The sequence below is a fragment of the Primorskyibacter aestuariivivens genome, from assembly GCF_028023675.1.
In the GTDB taxonomy this organism is placed as follows: Bacteria; Pseudomonadota; Alphaproteobacteria; order Rhodobacterales; family Rhodobacteraceae; genus Marinovum; species Marinovum aestuariivivens.
In genome coordinates this window covers 32,797-50,774 of record NZ_JAQIOZ010000009.1, presented here as the reverse complement: position 1 = coordinate 50,774, position 17,978 = coordinate 32,797, and the positions used below count along the sequence as shown (strand labels likewise).

Sequence of the window (17,978 nt, the reverse complement as noted above, 5' to 3'; positions counted from 1 at the left end):
TCATGTCCCTCCTCAAGCTTTGCTTCGCTGTCGGTACTGGTCAAGAATGACCGCCGCGATGATGATGCCACCCATGGCCATAAGCTGGTATGAGCCGTCGAGCTTGATGTAGGTAAAGCCGGAGCGGATCACCCCCAGAACCATCGCGCCCAAAACGGTGCCGATGATCGAGCCGCGCCCGCCCTGAAGGCTGATCCCGCCGATCACCGCCATGGCGATGGCGAAAAGCTCATAGAACTCGCCCATACCTGCCTGTGCCGTCACCGCCTTGGAGCTCAGCACGATCCCCGCAAAGGCCGCCAGCGTCGATGCGATCATATAGACCATCACCTTGTGGCGTCTGACGTTGATGCCCGACATACGCGCCGCGTCCTCATTGGAGCCGATGGCATAGGTATGCTTGCCGTAGACGGTGTATTTCATGATCAACTGAAAGATGATGGCCAGGACCACGAACCACACCACCGGCATCATGCCCGAGCCGATCCAGGCATAGGCCTCGGTGGGGAAAGAGATCGGGTTGCCGCCCGACCACCACAGCGCGATGCCGCGGCAGACAAGGAACATGCCAAGCGTGGCAATGAAGGGCGGGATGCGGAAATAGGCAATAAACGTGCCGTTGATCAGCCCGATGAAGGCCCCGAATGTCAGCCCGATGACAACCGGTATGATCACCGGCAAGTCCATGGCCCATGTGCCAAACAGCGCCTTGGGGTTCGGAAAGCCGTTGACCGTCTCGGTCTGGGCGAAACTCATGGCGATCATGGCGGTTGCGGCCACCAGAGGCCCGGAACTCAGGTCGATGCCCGCGGTGATGATCACCTGCGTCACGCCAAGCGCGATAATGCCGATGATGGCCACCTGCAAAATGATGATCTGCAGCCGCGCCTCGTTGAAGATCGAGTCAAACCGGTCACGCGTGTCGAACAGGAAACTCTGATTGTTCATATAGGGCAGGACCTGGCCCAGGATCTCAAAGATCACCACGATGATGATCAGGGCCATAAAGATGTTCAGTTCATTTGGCAAAGATCGCTTGGATTTGTCGTAGGTCAGCCCGCCTACGCCGTGGCTCGTATCAGCCATGCTCTTCTCCCTGAAAGCGCGTGTGGATGCACAAGGCGGCGCGGAACGCCGCCTTGCAGTGTCAAAACCCGAAGGCGACCCTTAGTTCTTGTCCAGGAAGTCAGCCATGTTGTCCGGCGTCACCAGAACGAAGGGGATGTAAACCTTGCTGTCGACATCTTCGCCATTGATCAGTTTGATCGCCGCGTCGATCGAGCCTGTGCCCTGCCCCACCGAATCCTGGAACACGGTGACATCAAGATCACCCGCCGCCATTGCCAGCAGAGCATCCTGCGAGGCGTCAACGCCGCCAACCTGAACATCGGCCATATCCATGCCAGCCGCTTTCATCGCCTGGATCGCGCCGATGGCCATTTCGTCATTGTTGGCCAGCACAAAGTCAAACGGCTCGCCCGAAGACATCCAGTTGGTCATGAGGTCCTGGGCCTCATCACGCGACCAGTTTGCGGTCTGCTCGTCGATGATTTCCATGAAGTTGCACATGTCCATTCCGATCACGTCATGCACGTCCTTGGAACGCTGCACCGCCGCCTGGTTGGACAGCTGACCATTCATTAGATAGCCGCGTGCGCCATTGCCTTTCCCCTCGGCGCGCAGGTTCTTGCAGACCTCAAAGGCCGACAGAGTGCCGGATTCGATCTCGTTCGAGGCCACGAAGGCTTGGGTCGGCGGCAATTCGTTCACGTTGTCCGGCTCGCGGTTCACATAGACCAGCGGCGTGTCGCCCGCCGCGGCAGAAATCGCGGCACCTGCGGAGGTGTCAACGATGTTCACGATGATCGCGTCAACACCCTGGGCCACGAAGTTCTTGACCTGGTCGATCTGCTTGGCGAGGTCGTCGGACGCGTCTTCCTGTTGATAGGTCAGCCCGTCGATGGTGCCGGCATATTCAACCATGCCGTTGCGCAGAACGGTCAGCCAGTTGTCATCGAACCGCGAAAACGTCGCGCCGATTTCCTGCGAAAAGGCAGAGGTGCCCAGCACGGACACCAGCGCGGTTGCTGCAAAAAGGGTCTTTTTCATCTGTTTGGTTCCTCCCAAAACGGTGCCGGCTCACCGCCTTTTTCTGCCGGAGCCCCATGGCGGGGCGGTTTGCCCTCGTTCATGCGGCCTTGGCCGACACATGCGAGGAAATGAAATCGAACGAGGCACGCAGCGCGGTTTCCGGATCGGAAAGTCTGTGCACCTCGGGCGAAAAACACTCGAATGAGACCGGGCCGTCATAGCCCGCCTCAAGAAGCGCCCGGAACTGGGCGACATTGCCCAACCGGTCGCGTTCATCCACCAGACCGCGATCGGCGTCTTCCATGCGCTCGGTCGGCAGCGACGGATCGGCCACGCCCGAGACATGCACAATCCCGGTTTCCGCCGGAAAGATCGGCCCGCCGCCCGCAAGCGCGTGATGGAAGGTGTCATGAACGATCCGGAACACGGCCCCCGCGTCCAGCGCCTCAATGGTCTCAACCAGCTCCTGCTTGGACCGCAGCGAGGAACGCGGAAAACCCAGCGGCTCGACCAGCGCAACAAGACCCGCGTCTTCCAGCATGGGCCGGATCGCCTTGAGCGCGATACGCAGGTTGGCGTGGCGTTCGCCATTGCCGGTCTGGGTGCCGTCATTGCGCGGGATGAGCGAGATCGTCTCGGCCCCACAGGCCCTTGCCATGTCGATCAGCGCGCGCGTTTCCGCCTCGATCTCATCAGACCAGCTATTGAAAGGGTACACCTGGCTCAACCCGACCAGCCGCAGCCCGTGATCCCGGATCATCTGCCCCGCATCGGCGGCGTCCATCCCGTCAAAGAGCGGACGGTCCAGATCATTGCGCGCCTCGACGCCCATGCAATCCAGCCCACGGGCAAGTTTCAGGAAGTCACCGAACGGCATCGTCGGCACAGTCATCTGATTGAGCGCAAAGTGCACCGCAGTCCCCCCTGACATCCATCCCCTCCCCGGGATGCGTAGGGATTTGTGCGCTGTGCTTTGCGATTCCGTCAATCAATCGCGCGACAGTTTTCCTCAACCATGATGTTTTTCCGCAGGTGCAAAATGATGGATTTACATCATTACAGCAATTCCGGCAAAATGATCCTCGGGTCGAGAAAAAGCTGTTCCGTGGCCGTGGCATCCGGCGCGGCCAGTGCCCGCAGCGCCTGGTCCACCAGCGTGACACAGACCTCGCGGAGCGGCGTTTCGGTGATCATCTGGACATAGCCATCCAGAAGCGCGGCGCGGCTGTCCGGCGTCACCTCATTGACCACCAGCGCCACCTTGCCCGCTGGCCGGGTTTCGCGCAGCGCCATGATCGCCCCCTCCATCCCGCCGCCTGCAACATAGATGCCGCGCAGGTCCGGATAACGGTCCAACAGGTTGAGCGTGGCCTCATAGGTCAGCTGCCGTGTCTCCAGATTGACCAGCGCCTCCAGCACCGAATAGCCCGGCGCATTCTCGCGTGTATAGGCGCGAAATCCGACCTCGCGCAGGTCATGACCATGCCAGCGATTGCCGCCGACAAAGATCGCAAGCTTGCCCGGGCTGGCCACCTGCGCCAGCATCCAGGCCGCGTTGCGCCCAACCTTCATATTATTCAAGCCTATGTAATTACGCCGAATTCCCTGCGCAAAGTCATTGAGCAGGGAAAAGGTCGGCACGCCCTTGTCCTTGAGCTCCTGCACGACGCGGTCTAGGCTCAGATGGTTCACGGCAATCGCGGCCACCGCATCGGAGCGGCGCCCCAGATCGCTCAGGAGGTCGGAGAACTCTTCGGGGGACTGGCTCTGGGCAAAGCGCAGATCAAGCGTGCCGCGAATGTCCGAACGCTCGGACAGGGCGCGTTCCAGTTCGGCGCGGAAACTCTGGTAGAACGCCTGCTTTTCCTTCAGCAGGATCACCCCGAGCCGAAGCTCCGGCACCGTGGCATCCAACCGGTGATCGAGCACGCCGCGCCCGTGATAGCCCACGGCGCGGGCGGCATCCGCGATCTTGCGCAGGGTTTCCTCGCGCACGGTTGTGCGGCCATTGAGAGCGCGGTCCACCGTGGCCGGGCTGACCCCTGCCTCGCGGGCCACATCCTTGATTGTCGGCCTGCGTGCCATCGTGTAATCTCCTCTTGCTCTGCAGCATATTGCATCATGAATGATGTCTTATCGGCAAGAGCCAAGTTGGGTCATGTAGGCATATGGCCGCCTGAAACCGGTTGCAAAACATCGTGCAGCCCTGTCTGATAACTCTGCCTCATCACACAGGAGCCCGCATGCCCGTCACCTTGCTCGATGTCGCCGTACGCGCAGGCGTGTCGAAATCAGCCGTGTCGCGGACTTTCACGCCGGGGGCGTCTGTCTCGGCCAAGACGCGGGCCAAGGTTGAGGCAGCGGCGCGCGCGCTTGGCTATCAGCCCAATGTGCTGGCCTCCAGCCTGACGACCGGAAGGACCAAGCTGATCGGGCTGATCTCGAACAATTTCACCAACCCGTTCTTTCTTGAGATTTTCGACCATTTCACCCGTGCCATTCAGGATGCGGGGCTGCGCCCTTTGCTGATCAATCTCAGCGACGAGGTCGATGCGGGAAAATCACTGGGCATGTTGCGGCAGTATAACGTGGACGGGGTGATCGTTGCGTCCTCCACCCTGCCGCCGGAATTTGCCATGGTGTTCCATGATGCGGGCCTGCCGGTGGTGCATGCCTTTGGCTGGTCCCAGCCATCGCCGCGCACCGCGCTGGTCAGTATCGACAATGCAGGGGCCGGGGCGCTGGCGGCGCAGACATTGCTGGCGCGGGACTATCGCAAAATCGGGTTCCTTGGCGGGCCGGAATCCGCCGCGACAACTCAGGACCGCGCCAAGGGATTTGCCGATGTGCTGACAGCGGCGGGCTTAAACCCCGCGCTGCGCTATGCCGAGGCCTATTCCTATGCCGCCGGTCGTGTTGCGATGCTGGCGGCACAGGCCGCCCGACCCGATGTCGAGGCTTGGTTCTGCGGCGATGATGTGATTGCGGTGGGTGCAATGGATGCGGCCCGGAGCCTTGGATTGGATGTGCCGGGAGACATCGGTTTTCTGGGATTGAACGACATGGCCATGGCCAGTTGGGACCGCGTGGCGCTGACCACGATCCGGCAACCGCTGACGCAGATTGTGGAACGCTCGGTTGACCTCATTCAACGTGGGATCGACGCGCCGGACGAGATGCCAGGCATGTCGCTGTTGCCCTGTAAACTGGTCGAGCGGGGCACGCTGCGCGCCCTGCCCTGATCTTGCCAATGCCTCGGAATGCTGTTGCTCCTACCGGAACATCGGTGGCCTTGCGTCCATCCACGCCCCATCCGCCTTGCCGCTTTGTGCCACCGCAAACACCGCCGCCATGGAGCGCAAGCCGTCCTCGGCACGCGGATAGAGGTTGGCTGCCGGGTCCATGGCGCGGCCTTCCTTCTCGGCGCGGATCGCCTCGGCCAGATCGGCATAGATATTGGCGAAGGCCAGCGGCATCCCCTCGGCATGGCCGATGGTGACGCGGGTGGTGCGGTCGGCCTCGGGCGAAAGCCCGGCCTCGCCGCGCTCAATGGTCTGCACGCGGCCATTCAGCGGCATCCAGTACAGCTGATTGGGCTGTTCCTGTGACCAGCGCAGCCCGCCCTTTTCGCCGAACACCTGCAGCGTCAGCCCGTGCTGACGCCCCAGAGCGATGGAGGACGTCCAAAGCCGCCCCACCGCGCCGCCATCAAAGCGCAGGTTGACCATCGCGTCATCTTCCAACTCGCGGCTGGCGATGCAGGACACGGTGTCGGCGCTGAGTTTTTCCGGCTCTTGCCCGATCACGAAAGACGCCATGTGCAGCGCATGGATGCCGCAATCGGCGAATTGCGCGCTCACCCCCGCCTGCGCCGGATCATAGCGCCAGCGCACGCGCGGATTGTCGGAATCGGCGGCATCGGCGTGGTGGCCATGGGCGAACTCGGCCTTGACCATGCGGATGGCCCCCAGATCGCCGCGCGCCACCATGGCTTTCATGTGGCGCACCAACGAATAGCCGGAATAGCCGTAATTCACCGCACAGATGCGCCCCGTGTCGCGGGCGATGCGCACAATCTCTTCGCCTTCTTCCACGGTCATGGTCATCGGCTTTTCACAGAGCACATGGAAGCCGGATTCAAGATAGGCCTTGGTGATCTCGAAATGCGTGGCATTGGGCGTGGCCACGGTGACAAGATCCACCCGGTCCTCGCGGCCCCGCTCCCCCTTCAGCATCTCCTGCCAGTCGCCATAGGCCCGGTCCGCTGCTAGCCCCAGACGCTGGCCATAGTCGCGGCCCGCGTCAGGCCGGTGATCCAGCGCGCCGGCGGTGAACTCAAACGCGCCGTCCAGTCCCGCGCCCAGACGGTGCGCCGGTCCGATCTGGCTGCCTTCACCGCCGCCGATCATGCCCCATTTCAGTTTGGCCATGGGTGTCTTCCTTATACAAAGCCAATGGATTCAAGGTATTCGCGGTTCTTCTTCGCATCGTCCAATGGGTCCGGGTCCAGCGTCGGGTCGCAATCCTGCTCGATGGTGCACCAGCCCTCATAACCAGACGAGAGCAGCAGATCGCGCACGGCGGGGAAATCCACCTCGCCGTCGGAGAGATTGCAGAAAATCCCCTGTCCGCAGGCATCATAGAACCCGGTGCGGTTTTCGATGCAGCGCGCCTTGACCGCCGCGTCGGTGGATTTGAAATGCACGTAAGTGATGCGGTCCATGTGGCGTTTCATGAAGGCCACCGGGTCGAACCCCGCATAGGTGCAATGGCCGGTGTCGATGCAGAGCTTCACTGTGTCTGCGTCCACCTCGGACAGGAAGCGCTCCACCTCGGGCTCGAAATCCATGAAACCGCCCGCATGGGGGTGCAGTTCCGGGACCAGCCCGTATTCCTCGGCCCCCATCCGCGCCACCGTGACAAGCCGGTCGCGATAGGCGGCCCATTCCGCATCATCCATCTGCTCGGCCTCGAATGCGCGGCCCGCGGTGGGCGCACGACGCGGCGAGATGGAATCGATCAGCACGAAATGCTTGGCACCATGGGCTTTCAGCGCCTTGCAGGTGCGCACCGCGCCGTCCATCACCTCGTCCCATTTGCCTGCGTCGTGGAAAGGTCGAAACACCACCCCGCCAATCAGCGTCAAACCGTATTCGTCCAATGCCTCGCCCAGCTCGACCGGGTCCTCGGGCATGAAGCCCACGGGGCCAAGTTCGATCCCCTTGTACCCTGACTCGGCGCAATCGCGCAGCACGTCGCGCCAGCCCGGGTTGCGCGGATCATCCGCGAATTCCACACCCCATGAACAGGGCGCATTGCCAATCAAGATGCTCATGCCCTTGGCTCCTTACTGCATGTCCTTGATATTGACCCATCCGCCCCGCTCGGCGGAGGTCAAGACCGCTTCGATCACTTCGGCCACGGCCAGCCCGTCGCGGAAGGTGGGCCAGACCGCTTCGCCGGTGTCGATCGCGGTGAGGAAATCCTTGGCCTCGATGATGATCTGGTCCTGATAGCCAGTGCCATGGCCCGGCCCCTGACAAAACGGCGCGTAATCGGGATGCGCCGGTCCGGTCAGGATCTTGCGAAAGCCGCGCGTTGCCTCGGGGCCGTCGGCCTCATAAAGCCAGACCGCGTTCTGATCCTCCTGATCAAAACGGATCGCGCCCTTTGTGCCTGTGATTTCATAGGCATATCCCATCTTGCGGCCCGTCGCGATGCGCGAGGAATAAATATGACCCATCACGCCGCTCTCGAAGCGGCACATGATCTGGGCGTGATCGTCATTGGTCACTGTGCCGCCCGGGCGGTCGTGATGTACCGTTTCCAGATCCGCCATGACCCGCGCCACCGGCCCCATCAGCGCCAGCGTGGCATTGATCGGATGCGGGGCCAGATCGCCCATATTTCCATTGGCCACCCCGTCGCAGCGCCAGTTGAATGGCTCATTGGGGTCGGACAGGAAATCCTCGGTATGTTCGCAGCGGAACCACGTGACATCGCCGATTGCGCCCTCGGCCAGCAATTGGCGCACGAACTGGCTGGCAGGCGTTCGGATATAGTTGAAACCGATCATGTTCGGCACGCTCGCCGCCTCGGCCGCCGCGACCATGGCACGGGAATCCTCAAGGCTGTCGGCCAGCGGTTTTTCGCAGAAGACCGGCTTGCCAAGCGCGATGGCGGCTTCGGCAATGGCGCGGTGCGTCTCTTGCGGGGAGGCGATGATCACCGCCTCGACCTTGGGGTCATTCACCAGAACGTGCCAATCGCCGGTGCCACGCGCGAATCCGAAAGCGGCGCGGTAGCGTTCGGCGCTGGCCTCGCTGGAGGCGGCGATCATCTCAAGGCGCGGGCGCAGGTGGGTTTCAAAAAGCGGACCGACCGCAGCCATGGCCACGGAATGTGCCTTGCCCATATAGCCGCCGCCGACGATTCCTATGCCAATCTCGGTCATCTGACCCCCTCCCCAGAGAATTATTGCAACCGGTTGCAAAATGTGTATCGTGAGCCGCAAGACGTGGCAATAGTAAAGTGAGCGGAACGCATGGCGGATCTCACACGGATCAGGGGCAAGGGTTTTCTGGTCATTGGCCGGGCGGGCATGGATTTCTATGCCGACCCGCCGGGGGCGAGGCTGGAAGAGGCGACGGCCTTTACAACCGCGCTTGGTGGCTCCTCGGCCAATATCGCCGCTGGCCTGTGCCGGTTGGGCTGTGACGCGGCGCTGGTCACCTGCGTCTCTGATGACGCGGTGGGGCGCTACTGTCTGAACCAGCTGGACGCTTATGGCATCGACCGGCGCTTTGTTCGCACAGTAGGGGGCGAGGCGCGCAATTCTCTGGCCGTGGTCGAGACCCGGCTAGAGGACACGCAATCGGTGATCTACCGCAATGGCGCGGCGGATTTCGCGATGGACATGTCCGATGTGACCACCCTGCCCTATGCCGGGTTCTCGGCGCTGGTGACCACCGGCACCGTATTGGCGTCCGAACCTTCACGCGGCGCCACTTTGTCGGCTTTCGAGCGCGCACGCGACGCGGGCCTGCCACTGGTGTTCGATGTGGATTACCGCCCCTATTCCTGGGCCTCGGCAGAGGAAGCCAGCGAGGTCTATTCCATGGCGGGCGCCATGTGCGAGGTGATCATCGGCAATGACGTGGAGTTTGGCTTCATGGCCGGAGACTATGACAAAGGGCTGGACAAGGCCCGTGCACTGGTCCGCGATGGCGCGCAGATCGTCGTCTATAAACGCGGCGAAAAGGGCGCGATCACCATCACCCCGGACGAAGAGGTCGAAACCGGGATTTTCCCGACCACACCGCTCAAACCCACCGGCGCAGGGGACAGTTTCATGGCGGCCTTCCTCGCCACCCTGTCCGACGGCGCGCCCGTAAAAGACGCCGTGCGCGCGGGTTCTGCCGCCGCCGCAATGGTCGTGGCCCGCGTGGGCTGCGCCCCTGCCATGCCCACGCCGGAGGAACTGACCACCTTCCTCAATACCCATGACTTCCAGCCCGCCTAAGGAACCGAGCGATGCATATCCCCCCGTTTGACAACCAGAACAAACCCATCGTCGATGTGAATGACGCGCATGTGCCGCTGACCTATTTCAACATCGTCAAGCTGAACGAAGGCGAGACGTTTGATTACCGCGTGGCAGGGTACGAGACCTGTATCGTGCCCGCCACCGGAACCGTGGACGTGGAGACCGGCGGCGAGACATTCGCCGGGATCGGCCACCGGGGCGAGGATGTCTGGGATGGTGAGCCCGAAGGCGCATATGTGCCCACGGATACCGGCGCACGGATCACGGCGCGGACGAAAACGGAGGTCTTCATCGCCGGGGCGCAATATGGCGAGACGCTCAAGCCTTTCGCGGTGCGCCGCGATGAGCTGGACCTCGTTCAATATGGCTCGGACGACACCAAGACCCATCGCAAGATCAAGCATATCCTGGGTGCCAACCAACATGACCGCGTCGGTCGTTTGCTGGTCTCGGAACTGTTCACCGTGGGCGCGGGCGGCTGGTCGGGCTTTCCCTCGCACAAGCATGACACCGATCGTCTGCCCGATGAGACGCGCCATGACGAGACCTATAATTTCCGCTTCAAGCCCAATTACGGCTCGGGCCTGCAAATGCTGCAACGGGTCGATAACGAGCCGGGCGATGCCTATCACATCATGGACGGTTCCACCGTGCTGATCGACAAGGGTTATCACCCGTGCTGCGCCCTGCCCGGCTATGAGATGTATTATTTCACCATCCTTGGCGGGCTGTCGCAGCGGTCGCTGAAGCAGTATTTCCAGCCGACCCATGCGGAACAACTGCATACCATTCCGGGCATCATGGACATGGTGGCCAAGTTCAAATGACCCGCGCAACGCTGGCCGAGGTCTTGCAGCCCGCTTTGAGGGACGGGTACGCCGTGGCGGGCGTGGTCTGTCTGGGATGGGAGGATGCGCGCGCCTATGTGGCGGCGGCCGAGACCCTTGGCGCACCGATCATCCTTCAGGCCGGACCCGGTGCGCGGGCGCATATGCCGCTTTCGGTCTGGGCGGCGATGTTTCATGCGCTGGCGGATCAGGCGTCGGTCCCGGTGGTCAGCCATCTGGACCATGGGCGCACGGCAGAAGAGTGCGAAGAGGCGATTGCGCTGGGCTTCACCTCGGTCATGTTCGACGGCTCGTCCCTGCCGCTGGAAGAGAATATCGCACAAACCGCGGCCATCGTGGCCAAGGCCCATGCGGCGGGCGTCTCCTGTGAGGGTGAGATCGGTTTTGTGGGGTATGACGGGGCCGAAGGATCGGCCATGACCGACCCCGATGACGCCGCGCGCTTTGCCGCCGAGACCGGCGTGGACGCCATGGCCATTTCCGTGGGCAATGTGCATCTGCAGACCGAGGCGCAGGCGGTGATCGACCGCCCCCGGCTGGCCGCGATTGAGGCGGGCGCGCCCGGTGTGCCGCTGGTGATCCATGGCGGCTCGGGCCTGCCACATGCGACCCGCGCGACGCTGTCCCGCGAGACGGCGGTGTCGAAATTCAACATCGGCACGGAGTTGCGCATGACCTTCGGCGCGGCCCTGCGCGACGCGCTGGCCGCAAACCCGGATCAGTTCGACCGGATCAGGCTGCTATCGGCAGTGGAAGAGCCGCTCGCCAAAAAGGCGGGCGGTCTTCTGCGGGGGTTGCGGTAGCGGGCACCGGAAACTTTTGAAGTTTCCGGACCGTTCAGCTGGAAAACTGTCCCCCGGACAGTTTTCTCAGCCTCACTCCTCCAAGGAAATCGTTTCCTCGGACACGCAGTCCAGAGCGTCAGTTCAACCGCTCGCCGCTGTCCGGCGCGAAATAGGACACCTTGCCCAGATCAAAGGCAAGGTCCAGCATTTCCCCCGGGCGCGCCGCGGTTTCGGCATGCAGCCGCGCGGTGACCTGTTTGCCGCCGAGGTTCGACACCACATAGGTATCGGCCCCCGCCGGTTCGACCATGTCGATCATGCAGGCGGCCTGTTGCACGTCCTCTCCGGCGCGAAAGCCTGCCTGGGCAATATCCTCGGGGCGCAGGCCAAGGATCACGTCCTCGGGCAGATTGCGCGCATGCACGTCCCTGAGCACGATGGGCGCGTCATTGTCACGGGCAATCTCGATCTCGGTGCCATTGCCGTTTGACCGCGCGCGCGCCGGGATCAGGTTCATCGCGGGCGAGCCCATGAAATCGGCGACAAAGAGATTGGCGGGCGTGTTGTAGATCTCGGACGGGCTGCCGATCTGCTGCACCACGCCGCCTTTCATCACCACGATCTTGGTGGCCAGCGTCATGGCCTCGATCTGGTCATGGGTCACATAGACCATGGTTGCGCCGAGGTTGTGATGCAGCTTCTTGATCTCCATACGCATCTCGACCCGCAGCTTGGCGTCCAGATTGGACAGCGGCTCGTCAAACAGGAACAGCTTGGGATCGCGCACCAGAGCACGGCCCATGGCCACCCGCTGTCGCTGACCGCCGGACAATTGACCCGGGCGGCGGTTCAGCAGCGGTTCGATCTGCAACTGGCGCGCCACTTCGTTCAGCTTGGCCTCCTGCGTGGCGGCGTCCACCCCGCGCACCTTCATACCAAAGGTGATGTTCTTGGCCACGCTCATGGTCGGGTAAAGCGCGTAGGACTGGAACACCATGGCGATGTCGCGATCCTTGGGGCTGACATGGGTCATGTCGCGCCCGCCGATCTCGATCCTGCCCGAGGTGATCGGCTCAAGCCCCGCTATGCAGTTCAGCAGCGTGGACTTGCCACAGCCCGAGGGCCCGACGAGCACGAGGAAATCCCCCGGTTCGATGGAGACATTGATGTCCTTGAGGATCTCGGTGGACCCATAATTCTTATAGAGATTGGAGATATCGAGGATGGGAGACATGGGTTTATCCCTTTACCGAGCCCGCGGTCAGACCGCGGATGAAATATTTGCCGGCGACGACATAGACGATGAGCGTGGGCAGGGCTGCGATGATCGCGGCGGCCATATCCACATTGTATTCCTTCACGCCGGTGGTTGAGTTGACGATATTGTTGAGCGCCACTGTCACGGGTTGCGTGCCCGCCTGGCTGAAGGACACGCCGAACAGGAAATCGTTCCATATCTGCGTGAACTGCCAGATGACGGTCACCACCACGATGGGCAGCGACAAGGGCAGGAAGATCGACCAGAAGATGCGAAAGAACCCTGCCCCGTCGACCTTGGCCGCTTTGACCAGTTCACTGGGGATCGTCACGTAATAGTTGCGGAAAAACAGCGTGGTAAAGCCGATCCCATAGATCACATGGACAAAGATCAGCCCCGGAATGCTGCCCGCCAGCCCAAGGATGCCCAGCATCCGCGCCATCGGCAGCAGCACCACCTGAAACGGGATGAAGCAGCCGAAAAGCAGCAGCGAAAAGATCAGGTTGGCACCGCGAAAGCGCCATTGCGCAATCACATAGCCGTTCATGGCCCCCACGAAAGTGGAGATCAGAACCGCCGGGATGGCCAGCACGACCGAGTTCCAGAAATACGGCCGCAGGCCCTCGCACTGGATGCCGGTACAGGCCCCGGACCATGCGGTTTTCCATGCCTCAAAGGTCACTTCGCGGGGAAAGGCAATCAAGCTTCCGGTGCGGATTTCCTCAAGGCTTTTCAGCGATGTGGTGACCATCACGAAAAGCGGCATCAGGTAAAACAGTGCAAAGACACCCAGAAGCGTAAACAGGAGCCAGCGGAGGGCCAGTCGCCCCCAGGGCCGGCTTAGCGGCGGAGAGAGTGCAAGATCAGTCACGTTTCGCCCTCAATTCTGAATAGAGATAGGGAACCACGATCGCAAAGACGACGGCCATCATCACCATGGCAGAGCTTGCGGCCTGGCCGATGTCACCGCGCGAAAACGCCATGGCATACATGTAGGTGGCGGGCAGATCGGTCGCATAGCCCGGGCCACCACCGGTCAGCGCAATGACAAGGTCGAAGCTCTTGATCGCGAGGTGCGCCAGCACGATGAAGGCCGACAGGAAGATCGGTGCCATCGACGGGATGATGATCGCGGAATAGATGCGCCATGTGGGGATGCCATCGACCTGCGCGGCCTTGATGATCTCACCGTCCACGCTGCGCAGCCCGGCCAGGAACAGCGCCATGACAAAACCCGAACTTTGCCAGATCCCGGCAATCACCACGGCATAGATCGCCATGTCCGGGTCGATGATCCAGTCGAAACTGAAGTTTTCGAACCCCCAGCCGCGCACCATGTTCTCGATCCCCAGACCGGGGTTCATGATCCATTTCCACGCGGTGCCGGTGACGATCATCGACAGCGCCATCGGGTAGAGGTAGATCGTGCGCAGCGCGCCCTCGGTGCGGATATTCTGATCCAGCAGGATGGCCAGCAACAGCCCCAGCACCATCGCGATCACGATGAACAGCACACCGAACACAACAAGGTTCGACATGGCCGTGTCCCAGCGTGGCGAGGCGAACAGGCGTTCATACTGGATAAAGCCTTCGATTTCGTATTTCGGGAGCAACCTGGAGCGGGTCAGCGAGACCCAGGCGGTCCAGATGATGAACCCGTAGACAAAGATGAGCACAGCCACAAAGGACGGGGCGAGCACCATCTTTGGAACATGTCGTTCCAACCATTCTGTCATTGTTTCAGCCCCTCGCAGGCAGAAGGTGCCATGCCCGGGTCATCCCGGACATGGCAGCGTCAGTTACATCGAGTTGGCGACCGCGTCGGCCAGCATTTGCACGGCATCGTCCGAGGACATGTCCGAGTTGAAATGCGCTGTGACAACATCGGTGATCGCACCGGACTGCGCACCGCGCAGCGCCATGCCATGGGCATAGCTGGGCAGGAGCGAGCCGTTCTCAGAGCTTTCCGACATGTCCTTGGCTGACAGATGCGCACAGCTGTCGAATTCGTCCAGAGCCACATCGGTGCGTGCGGGGATCGAACCTTTGTTCAGGTTGAACACTTTCTGGAAGTTCTTGCCGACGATCAGCTTGGCCAGAAGCTGCTGACCCGCTTCCTTGTCGTCGCCATCCACGTCGAACATGGCAAAGCTGTCGACGTTGTAGAGGAAACCGTCACCGGGGGTGGAGGCGCAGAGGAAGTCCTTGCCCGGCTCTTTGCCGGCGGCCAGGAACTCACCCTTGGCCCAGTCGCCCATGATCTGGAACGCCGCTTCGCCGTTCATGACCATCGCGGTGGCAAGGTTCCAGTCGCGGCCCGAGAAATTGTCATCGACATAGCCGCGCATCTTGCGCATCTGGTCAAAGACGGCCTTCATCTCGTCGGATTTCAGCGTGTCCATGTCCAGCTCGACAAAGGCTTTGTGGAAGCCTTCGGCCCCCAGAATGCCAAGCGCGACCGCCTCGAACACGGTGGCGTCCTGCCAGGCCTGACCACCATGGGCCAGCGGCGTGATGCCCGCGGCCATCAGCTTATCGGCGGCGGCGTTGAATGCGTCCCAGCTGGTGGGCATGTCGATGCCATTGGCCGCCAGCACGTCGGCATTGGCCCAGATCCAGTCGACCCGGTGCACGTTCACCGGCGCGGCGCACCAGTTGCCTTCGCATTTCATGTGGCCTGCAATCGAGGCGGGCAGCACATCGGCCCAGCCTTCGGCCTCGGCCACGGCGGAGATATCGGCCAGCACGCCCTCTTCATACCATTCCTGGATCGCCGGACCCTTGAGCTGAACGGCGGTGGGCGCGTTGCCGGACAACACGCGGGCACGCAGCGCGGTCATCGCGGCGTCGCCGCCACCACCGGCCACCGGCATATCGGTCCAGGTGCCACCATTGGCGGCAAACTCTTCCTGCAGCACGGCCACGGATTTGGCCTCGCCACCGGATGTCCACCAATGCAGAACCTCGGCCTGCGGCTCGGCCAGGGCCGGTGCAGCGACAGTAAGTGCCACGGCCGAAACGGCCGCGTAAACGGATGTTTTCATCAGATTTTCCTCCCATTGGTCGCCCCGATTGGCGACGCTGACGAAACTCTGCGTCAGCATTGCGGCGCGGCGCAATGGCCCAGTCGGGCCGTTGGAGCGGAAAGTTTGCGGTTCTGTTACGTGGTGTTACGCAAGCATTGATTTTGTTGCGCGCCGTTACAATCAAGGCAAAGCTGACGCGGGGGAGCGCGTCTTGCGCATAAGGGGAGAGACATGGCGATTCCACGGCTGCTGGTGGTTGATGACGATGCGGAGACCCGCTCCATGCTGACCCAGTTCCTGCGCCAGAACGGGTTCATCGCCCTGCCCTGTCAGGATGAGGCCAGCATTCACCAACAGATGTCGGCGGGCCGGGTGGACTTGATCCTCTTGGACGTGATGCTGGGCGATGAGAACGGGGTCGAGATCTGCGCCCGCCTGCGCACTGAGCAGGAGGTGCCGATCATCCTGGTCTCGGCGCTCTCGGCCGATCATCAGCGCATGGCAGGCTACGAGGTGGGGGCCGATGACTATATCGCCAAGCCGTTCAATCCCGATCTGCTGCTGGCGCGGGTGCGGGCGGTGCTGCAGCGGGCGCATCGCTCGTCGTCGCTGGCCTACCGGCGGCGCATCTCGACCCTTCGCTTTGCCGGATGGACCTATCTTGGCAAGAAGGACGAGGTGATCTCGCCGGACGGGGTGCAGGTGTCGCTGTCGCGGCGCGAAACCGGGCTGTTGAAGGTCTTTCTGGCCAACCCGCATATCCCACTCACCCGTGAAGAGATTGCCACCGCGCTGGACGTGACCGGCGAGGGCGAGGCACAGCCCGAGGCCTCGGGCCGGGCGATCGACGTGCTGGTGGGGCGGCTGCGCACCAAGATCGAGGCCAACCCCAAGGAACCCAGGCTGTTCCGCACCGAACGCGGTGTGGGCTATGTCATTTCGGTGGATGTCGAAACCGGGGAGCCGGAATGACCGGCAAGCTGCGCCTGCGCAGCCTCGGGCTGGTGATGATCGTGCTCAGTTTCGCCGCCGGTCTGGGCGCGGCGGCGCTGTGGTTTTCCTCTAATGGCAGTTGGAAGGATCACCTGACCCGCGCTTATGTGGCGGGGATCACGCTGGACGCGGCGCTGCGCCGGGGGACCCAGCCGCCCAGTGGCATCGAGGTGGAGCCGGTGCCAGACGATCAGGCCGCGCTGATATCCTCGGGGGCTTATCTGCGCCTCAGCGGCGTGCCGAAACCGGCCTATGCTACCAATATCTCGCTGCGTGATACCGGCGTTGATCCCTTGGGCGGCGAGGCGCTGTCGCTGTTGCTGATCTCGGGCACGCTGCGCTATGCAGCCTCAGACGTGGTCTCGGACGAAGGGCAGTCAGCGGCAGAGAAACTGGGCGCCGTGACCCGGCTGATCGCCACCTATTGCAGCAATCCGATGCTGTTCGCCCGCGTGGGCGACGGGCCTTGGCTGCGCGTCGAAGGCAGCGCCATCTGGGACTGCGCTACCGCCCCGCGCGACCTGCGGCTGGCCGCGCTGCTGCTGGCGGTGGTGGCGCTGGCGGCGCTTGGCAGCGTGCTGATCGACACGGTCGCGCATTTCGACCGGTTTGCCCGTGCGCTGACCAACCGGTCACGTCTGGGTGGGCCCGAAAGCTATTCCACCGACGGCCCGGCAGAATTGTCGGGTATCGTTTCGGCGGTCAATGCCTATCTGGAACGCGAGCGCGAACAGCTGCGCAAACGCGCGGTGGTCCTGTCCGGGGTGAGCCATGATCTGGGCACGCCCGCCACGCGGCTTCGGCTGCGCACGGCGCTGATCCCGGAACCGGAGCTGCGCGCGAAATTCGAGGCTGATATCGACAGCATGACCGGCATGATCGAAAGCGTTCTGACCTACACGCGCGCGGAACTGAGCAGTGAGGAACCGCGCACCATCTCGCTTCAGTCGCTGGTGCAATCCATCGTCGATGATTATGCCGACACCGGACGCCCGGTATCGCTGCACCAGATACAGGCCACGCCCATTGCCGGCGGCACGTCGATCTTCAACGCCATTCCCGGCCATGGGGGCCTGGGCGAAGAGCCCCGCATCCTTGTCACCGCGCGGCCGATCTCGTTGCAACGCGCGGTCAATAACCTGATCGACAACGCGTTGAAATATGGCCGCCGCGCCTCGGTCGGGCTGGTGGCCGATGCGGACACGGCGGTGATCACGGTCGAAGATGAAGCCTCGGACATGTCCCCCGCCGACATCGAACAGGTCTTTGCCCCCTTCCAGCGCGGCTCCAATGCCACGTCCATCAGCGGCTTTGGCCTTGGCCTCACAATAGTGGACACGGTGGCCGAACAACATGGCGGGCGGCTGTATTTCGAAACCGGCGCGCAGGGCTTGCGGGCCTGTCTGGAGATCGGGCGGGGTTAGGCGCGCG

The 17,978-nt window shown here is 62.4% G+C and carries 17 protein-coding genes; 6 read left to right on the top strand and 11 right to left on the bottom strand.

The genetic code is table 11. The features are described from left to right. Positions 1-12: 12 nt before the first annotated feature. The 4 genes from PGB28_RS11050 to PGB28_RS11035 all read right to left on the bottom strand — a co-directional run bounded on the left by PGB28_RS11050 (position 13) and on the right by PGB28_RS11035 (position 4,176). Positions 13-1,086: an ABC transporter permease gene (locus tag PGB28_RS11050; protein ID WP_271421576.1), complete on the bottom strand. Its 1,074-nt coding sequence runs from the start codon at positions 1,084-1,086 to the stop codon at positions 13-15. 81 nt (positions 1,087-1,167) lie between these two features. Then, the gene (locus tag PGB28_RS11045) at positions 1,168-2,109 is read right to left on the bottom strand and encodes a substrate-binding domain-containing protein (protein WP_271421575.1); all 942 of its coding nucleotides are present in this window, start codon (positions 2,107-2,109) and stop codon (positions 1,168-1,170) included. A 79-nt stretch (positions 2,110-2,188) separates the two neighbouring features. After that, complete coding sequence (locus PGB28_RS11040; RefSeq protein WP_271421574.1) at positions 2,189-2,983, bottom strand: TIM barrel protein; 795 nt, start codon at positions 2,981-2,983, stop codon at positions 2,189-2,191. 164 nt (positions 2,984-3,147) lie between these two features. Further along, positions 3,148-4,176 (bottom strand): LacI family DNA-binding transcriptional regulator, encoded by a 1,029-nt coding sequence (locus PGB28_RS11035; protein ID WP_271421573.1) that lies wholly within the window; start codon positions 4,174-4,176, stop codon positions 3,148-3,150. Positions 4,177-4,334: 158 nt separating this feature from the next. Between PGB28_RS11035 and PGB28_RS11030 the strand changes: the two genes are divergently transcribed. After that, positions 4,335-5,333, top strand: coding sequence for a LacI family DNA-binding transcriptional regulator (locus PGB28_RS11030; protein ID WP_271421572.1), 999 nt, complete (start codon positions 4,335-4,337; stop codon positions 5,331-5,333). A gap of 30 nt (positions 5,334-5,363) precedes the next feature. On the opposite strand, the gene PGB28_RS11025 is transcribed toward PGB28_RS11030, so the two are convergent. Genes PGB28_RS11025 through PGB28_RS11015 form a run of 3 tightly spaced genes read right to left on the bottom strand, consistent with a single transcriptional unit; the run spans position 5,364 to position 8,545 of the window. Further along, entirely contained in the window at positions 5,364-6,521 is a 1,158-nt protein-coding gene (locus tag PGB28_RS11025; protein WP_271421571.1) for a Gfo/Idh/MocA family protein, read from the bottom strand. A gap of 11 nt (positions 6,522-6,532) precedes the next feature. Beyond that, positions 6,533-7,426 (bottom strand): TIM barrel protein, encoded by an 894-nt coding sequence (locus tag PGB28_RS11020; protein ID WP_271421570.1) that lies wholly within the window; start codon positions 7,424-7,426, stop codon positions 6,533-6,535. Positions 7,427-7,438: 12 nt separating this feature from the next. Beyond that, positions 7,439-8,545 carry a Gfo/Idh/MocA family protein gene (locus PGB28_RS11015; protein ID WP_271421569.1) on the bottom strand — a complete coding sequence of 369 codons (1,107 nt, stop codon included), beginning with the start codon at positions 8,543-8,545 and terminating at the stop codon, positions 7,439-7,441. A 90-nt stretch (positions 8,546-8,635) separates the two neighbouring features. Between PGB28_RS11015 and iolC the strand changes: the two genes are divergently transcribed. From iolC to PGB28_RS11000, 3 genes are read left to right on the top strand one after another with little or no spacing between them, the layout of a single operon-like run. After that, positions 8,636-9,613, top strand: a complete 978-nt coding sequence (iolC, locus tag PGB28_RS11010) for a 5-dehydro-2-deoxygluconokinase (protein WP_271421568.1) — start codon at positions 8,636-8,638, stop codon at positions 9,611-9,613. An 11-nt stretch (positions 9,614-9,624) separates the two neighbouring features. Further along, the gene (locus PGB28_RS11005) at positions 9,625-10,464 is read left to right on the top strand and encodes a 5-deoxy-glucuronate isomerase (protein ID WP_271421567.1); all 840 of its coding nucleotides are present in this window, start codon (positions 9,625-9,627) and stop codon (positions 10,462-10,464) included. After that, positions 10,461-11,288 (top strand): class II fructose-bisphosphate aldolase, encoded by an 828-nt coding sequence (locus PGB28_RS11000; RefSeq protein ID WP_271421566.1) that lies wholly within the window; start codon positions 10,461-10,463, stop codon positions 11,286-11,288. The genes PGB28_RS11005 and PGB28_RS11000 overlap by 4 nt, the downstream gene beginning before the upstream one ends. A gap of 118 nt (positions 11,289-11,406) precedes the next feature. On the opposite strand, the gene PGB28_RS10995 is transcribed toward PGB28_RS11000, so the two are convergent. The 4 genes from PGB28_RS10995 to PGB28_RS10980 all read right to left on the bottom strand — a co-directional run bounded on the left by PGB28_RS10995 (position 11,407) and on the right by PGB28_RS10980 (position 15,572). Further along, positions 11,407-12,504, bottom strand: a complete 1,098-nt coding sequence (locus PGB28_RS10995; RefSeq protein WP_271421565.1) for an ABC transporter ATP-binding protein — start codon at positions 12,502-12,504, stop codon at positions 11,407-11,409. 4 nt (positions 12,505-12,508) lie between these two features. Further along, positions 12,509-13,399, bottom strand: coding sequence for a carbohydrate ABC transporter permease (locus PGB28_RS10990; protein WP_271421564.1), 891 nt, complete (start codon positions 13,397-13,399; stop codon positions 12,509-12,511). Further along, complete coding sequence (locus tag PGB28_RS10985) at positions 13,392-14,264, bottom strand: carbohydrate ABC transporter permease (RefSeq protein ID WP_271421563.1); 873 nt, start codon at positions 14,262-14,264, stop codon at positions 13,392-13,394. The genes PGB28_RS10990 and PGB28_RS10985 overlap by 8 nt, the downstream gene beginning before the upstream one ends. Positions 14,265-14,327: 63 nt before the next feature. After that, a complete protein-coding gene (locus PGB28_RS10980) occupies positions 14,328-15,572 on the bottom strand; it encodes an ABC transporter substrate-binding protein (protein ID WP_271421562.1) in 1,245 nt (414 codons plus the stop codon). A 213-nt stretch (positions 15,573-15,785) separates the two neighbouring features. Between PGB28_RS10980 and PGB28_RS10975 the strand changes: the two genes are divergently transcribed. Further along, entirely contained in the window at positions 15,786-16,526 is a 741-nt protein-coding gene (locus PGB28_RS10975; protein WP_271421561.1) for a response regulator transcription factor, read from the top strand. After that, positions 16,523-17,971: a sensor histidine kinase gene (locus PGB28_RS10970; protein ID WP_271421560.1), complete on the top strand. Its 1,449-nt coding sequence runs from the start codon at positions 16,523-16,525 to the stop codon at positions 17,969-17,971. Before PGB28_RS10975 ends, PGB28_RS10970 begins: the two co-directional genes overlap by 4 nt. Positions 17,972-17,978: the final 7 nt, after the last annotated feature.

Bases quoted from the DNA above. Each gene is read 5' to 3' on its own strand.
- PGB28_RS11015 (WP_271421569.1), bottom strand. From the start codon at position 8,545: ATGACCGAGATTGGCATAGGAATCGTCGGCGGCGGCTATATGGGCAAG.
- PGB28_RS10975 (WP_271421561.1), top strand. From the start codon at position 15,786: ATGGCGATTCCACGGCTGCTGGTGGTTGATGACGATGCGGAGACCCGC.
- PGB28_RS11040 (WP_271421574.1), bottom strand. From the start codon at position 2,983: ATGACTGTGCCGACGATGCCGTTCGGTGACTTCCTGAAACTTGCCCGT.
- PGB28_RS10980 (WP_271421562.1), bottom strand. From the start codon at position 15,572: ATGAAAACATCCGTTTACGCGGCCGTTTCGGCCGTGGCACTTACTGTC.
- PGB28_RS11030 (WP_271421572.1), top strand. From the start codon at position 4,335: ATGCCCGTCACCTTGCTCGATGTCGCCGTACGCGCAGGCGTGTCGAAA.
- PGB28_RS11005 (WP_271421567.1), top strand. From the start codon at position 9,625: ATGCATATCCCCCCGTTTGACAACCAGAACAAACCCATCGTCGATGTG.
- PGB28_RS10970 (WP_271421560.1), top strand. From the start codon at position 16,523: ATGACCGGCAAGCTGCGCCTGCGCAGCCTCGGGCTGGTGATGATCGTG.
- PGB28_RS10985 (WP_271421563.1), bottom strand. From the start codon at position 14,264: ATGACAGAATGGTTGGAACGACATGTTCCAAAGATGGTGCTCGCCCCG.
- PGB28_RS11025 (WP_271421571.1), bottom strand. From the start codon at position 6,521: ATGGCCAAACTGAAATGGGGCATGATCGGCGGCGGTGAAGGCAGCCAG.
- PGB28_RS11020 (WP_271421570.1), bottom strand. From the start codon at position 7,426: ATGAGCATCTTGATTGGCAATGCGCCCTGTTCATGGGGTGTGGAATTC.
- PGB28_RS11000 (WP_271421566.1), top strand. From the start codon at position 10,461: ATGACCCGCGCAACGCTGGCCGAGGTCTTGCAGCCCGCTTTGAGGGAC.
- PGB28_RS11035 (WP_271421573.1), bottom strand. From the start codon at position 4,176: ATGGCACGCAGGCCGACAATCAAGGATGTGGCCCGCGAGGCAGGGGTC.
- PGB28_RS10995 (WP_271421565.1), bottom strand. From the start codon at position 12,504: ATGTCTCCCATCCTCGATATCTCCAATCTCTATAAGAATTATGGGTCC.
- PGB28_RS11045 (WP_271421575.1), bottom strand. From the start codon at position 2,109: ATGAAAAAGACCCTTTTTGCAGCAACCGCGCTGGTGTCCGTGCTGGGC.
- PGB28_RS11050 (WP_271421576.1), bottom strand. From the start codon at position 1,086: ATGGCTGATACGAGCCACGGCGTAGGCGGGCTGACCTACGACAAATCC.
- iolC (WP_271421568.1), top strand. From the start codon at position 8,636: ATGGCGGATCTCACACGGATCAGGGGCAAGGGTTTTCTGGTCATTGGC.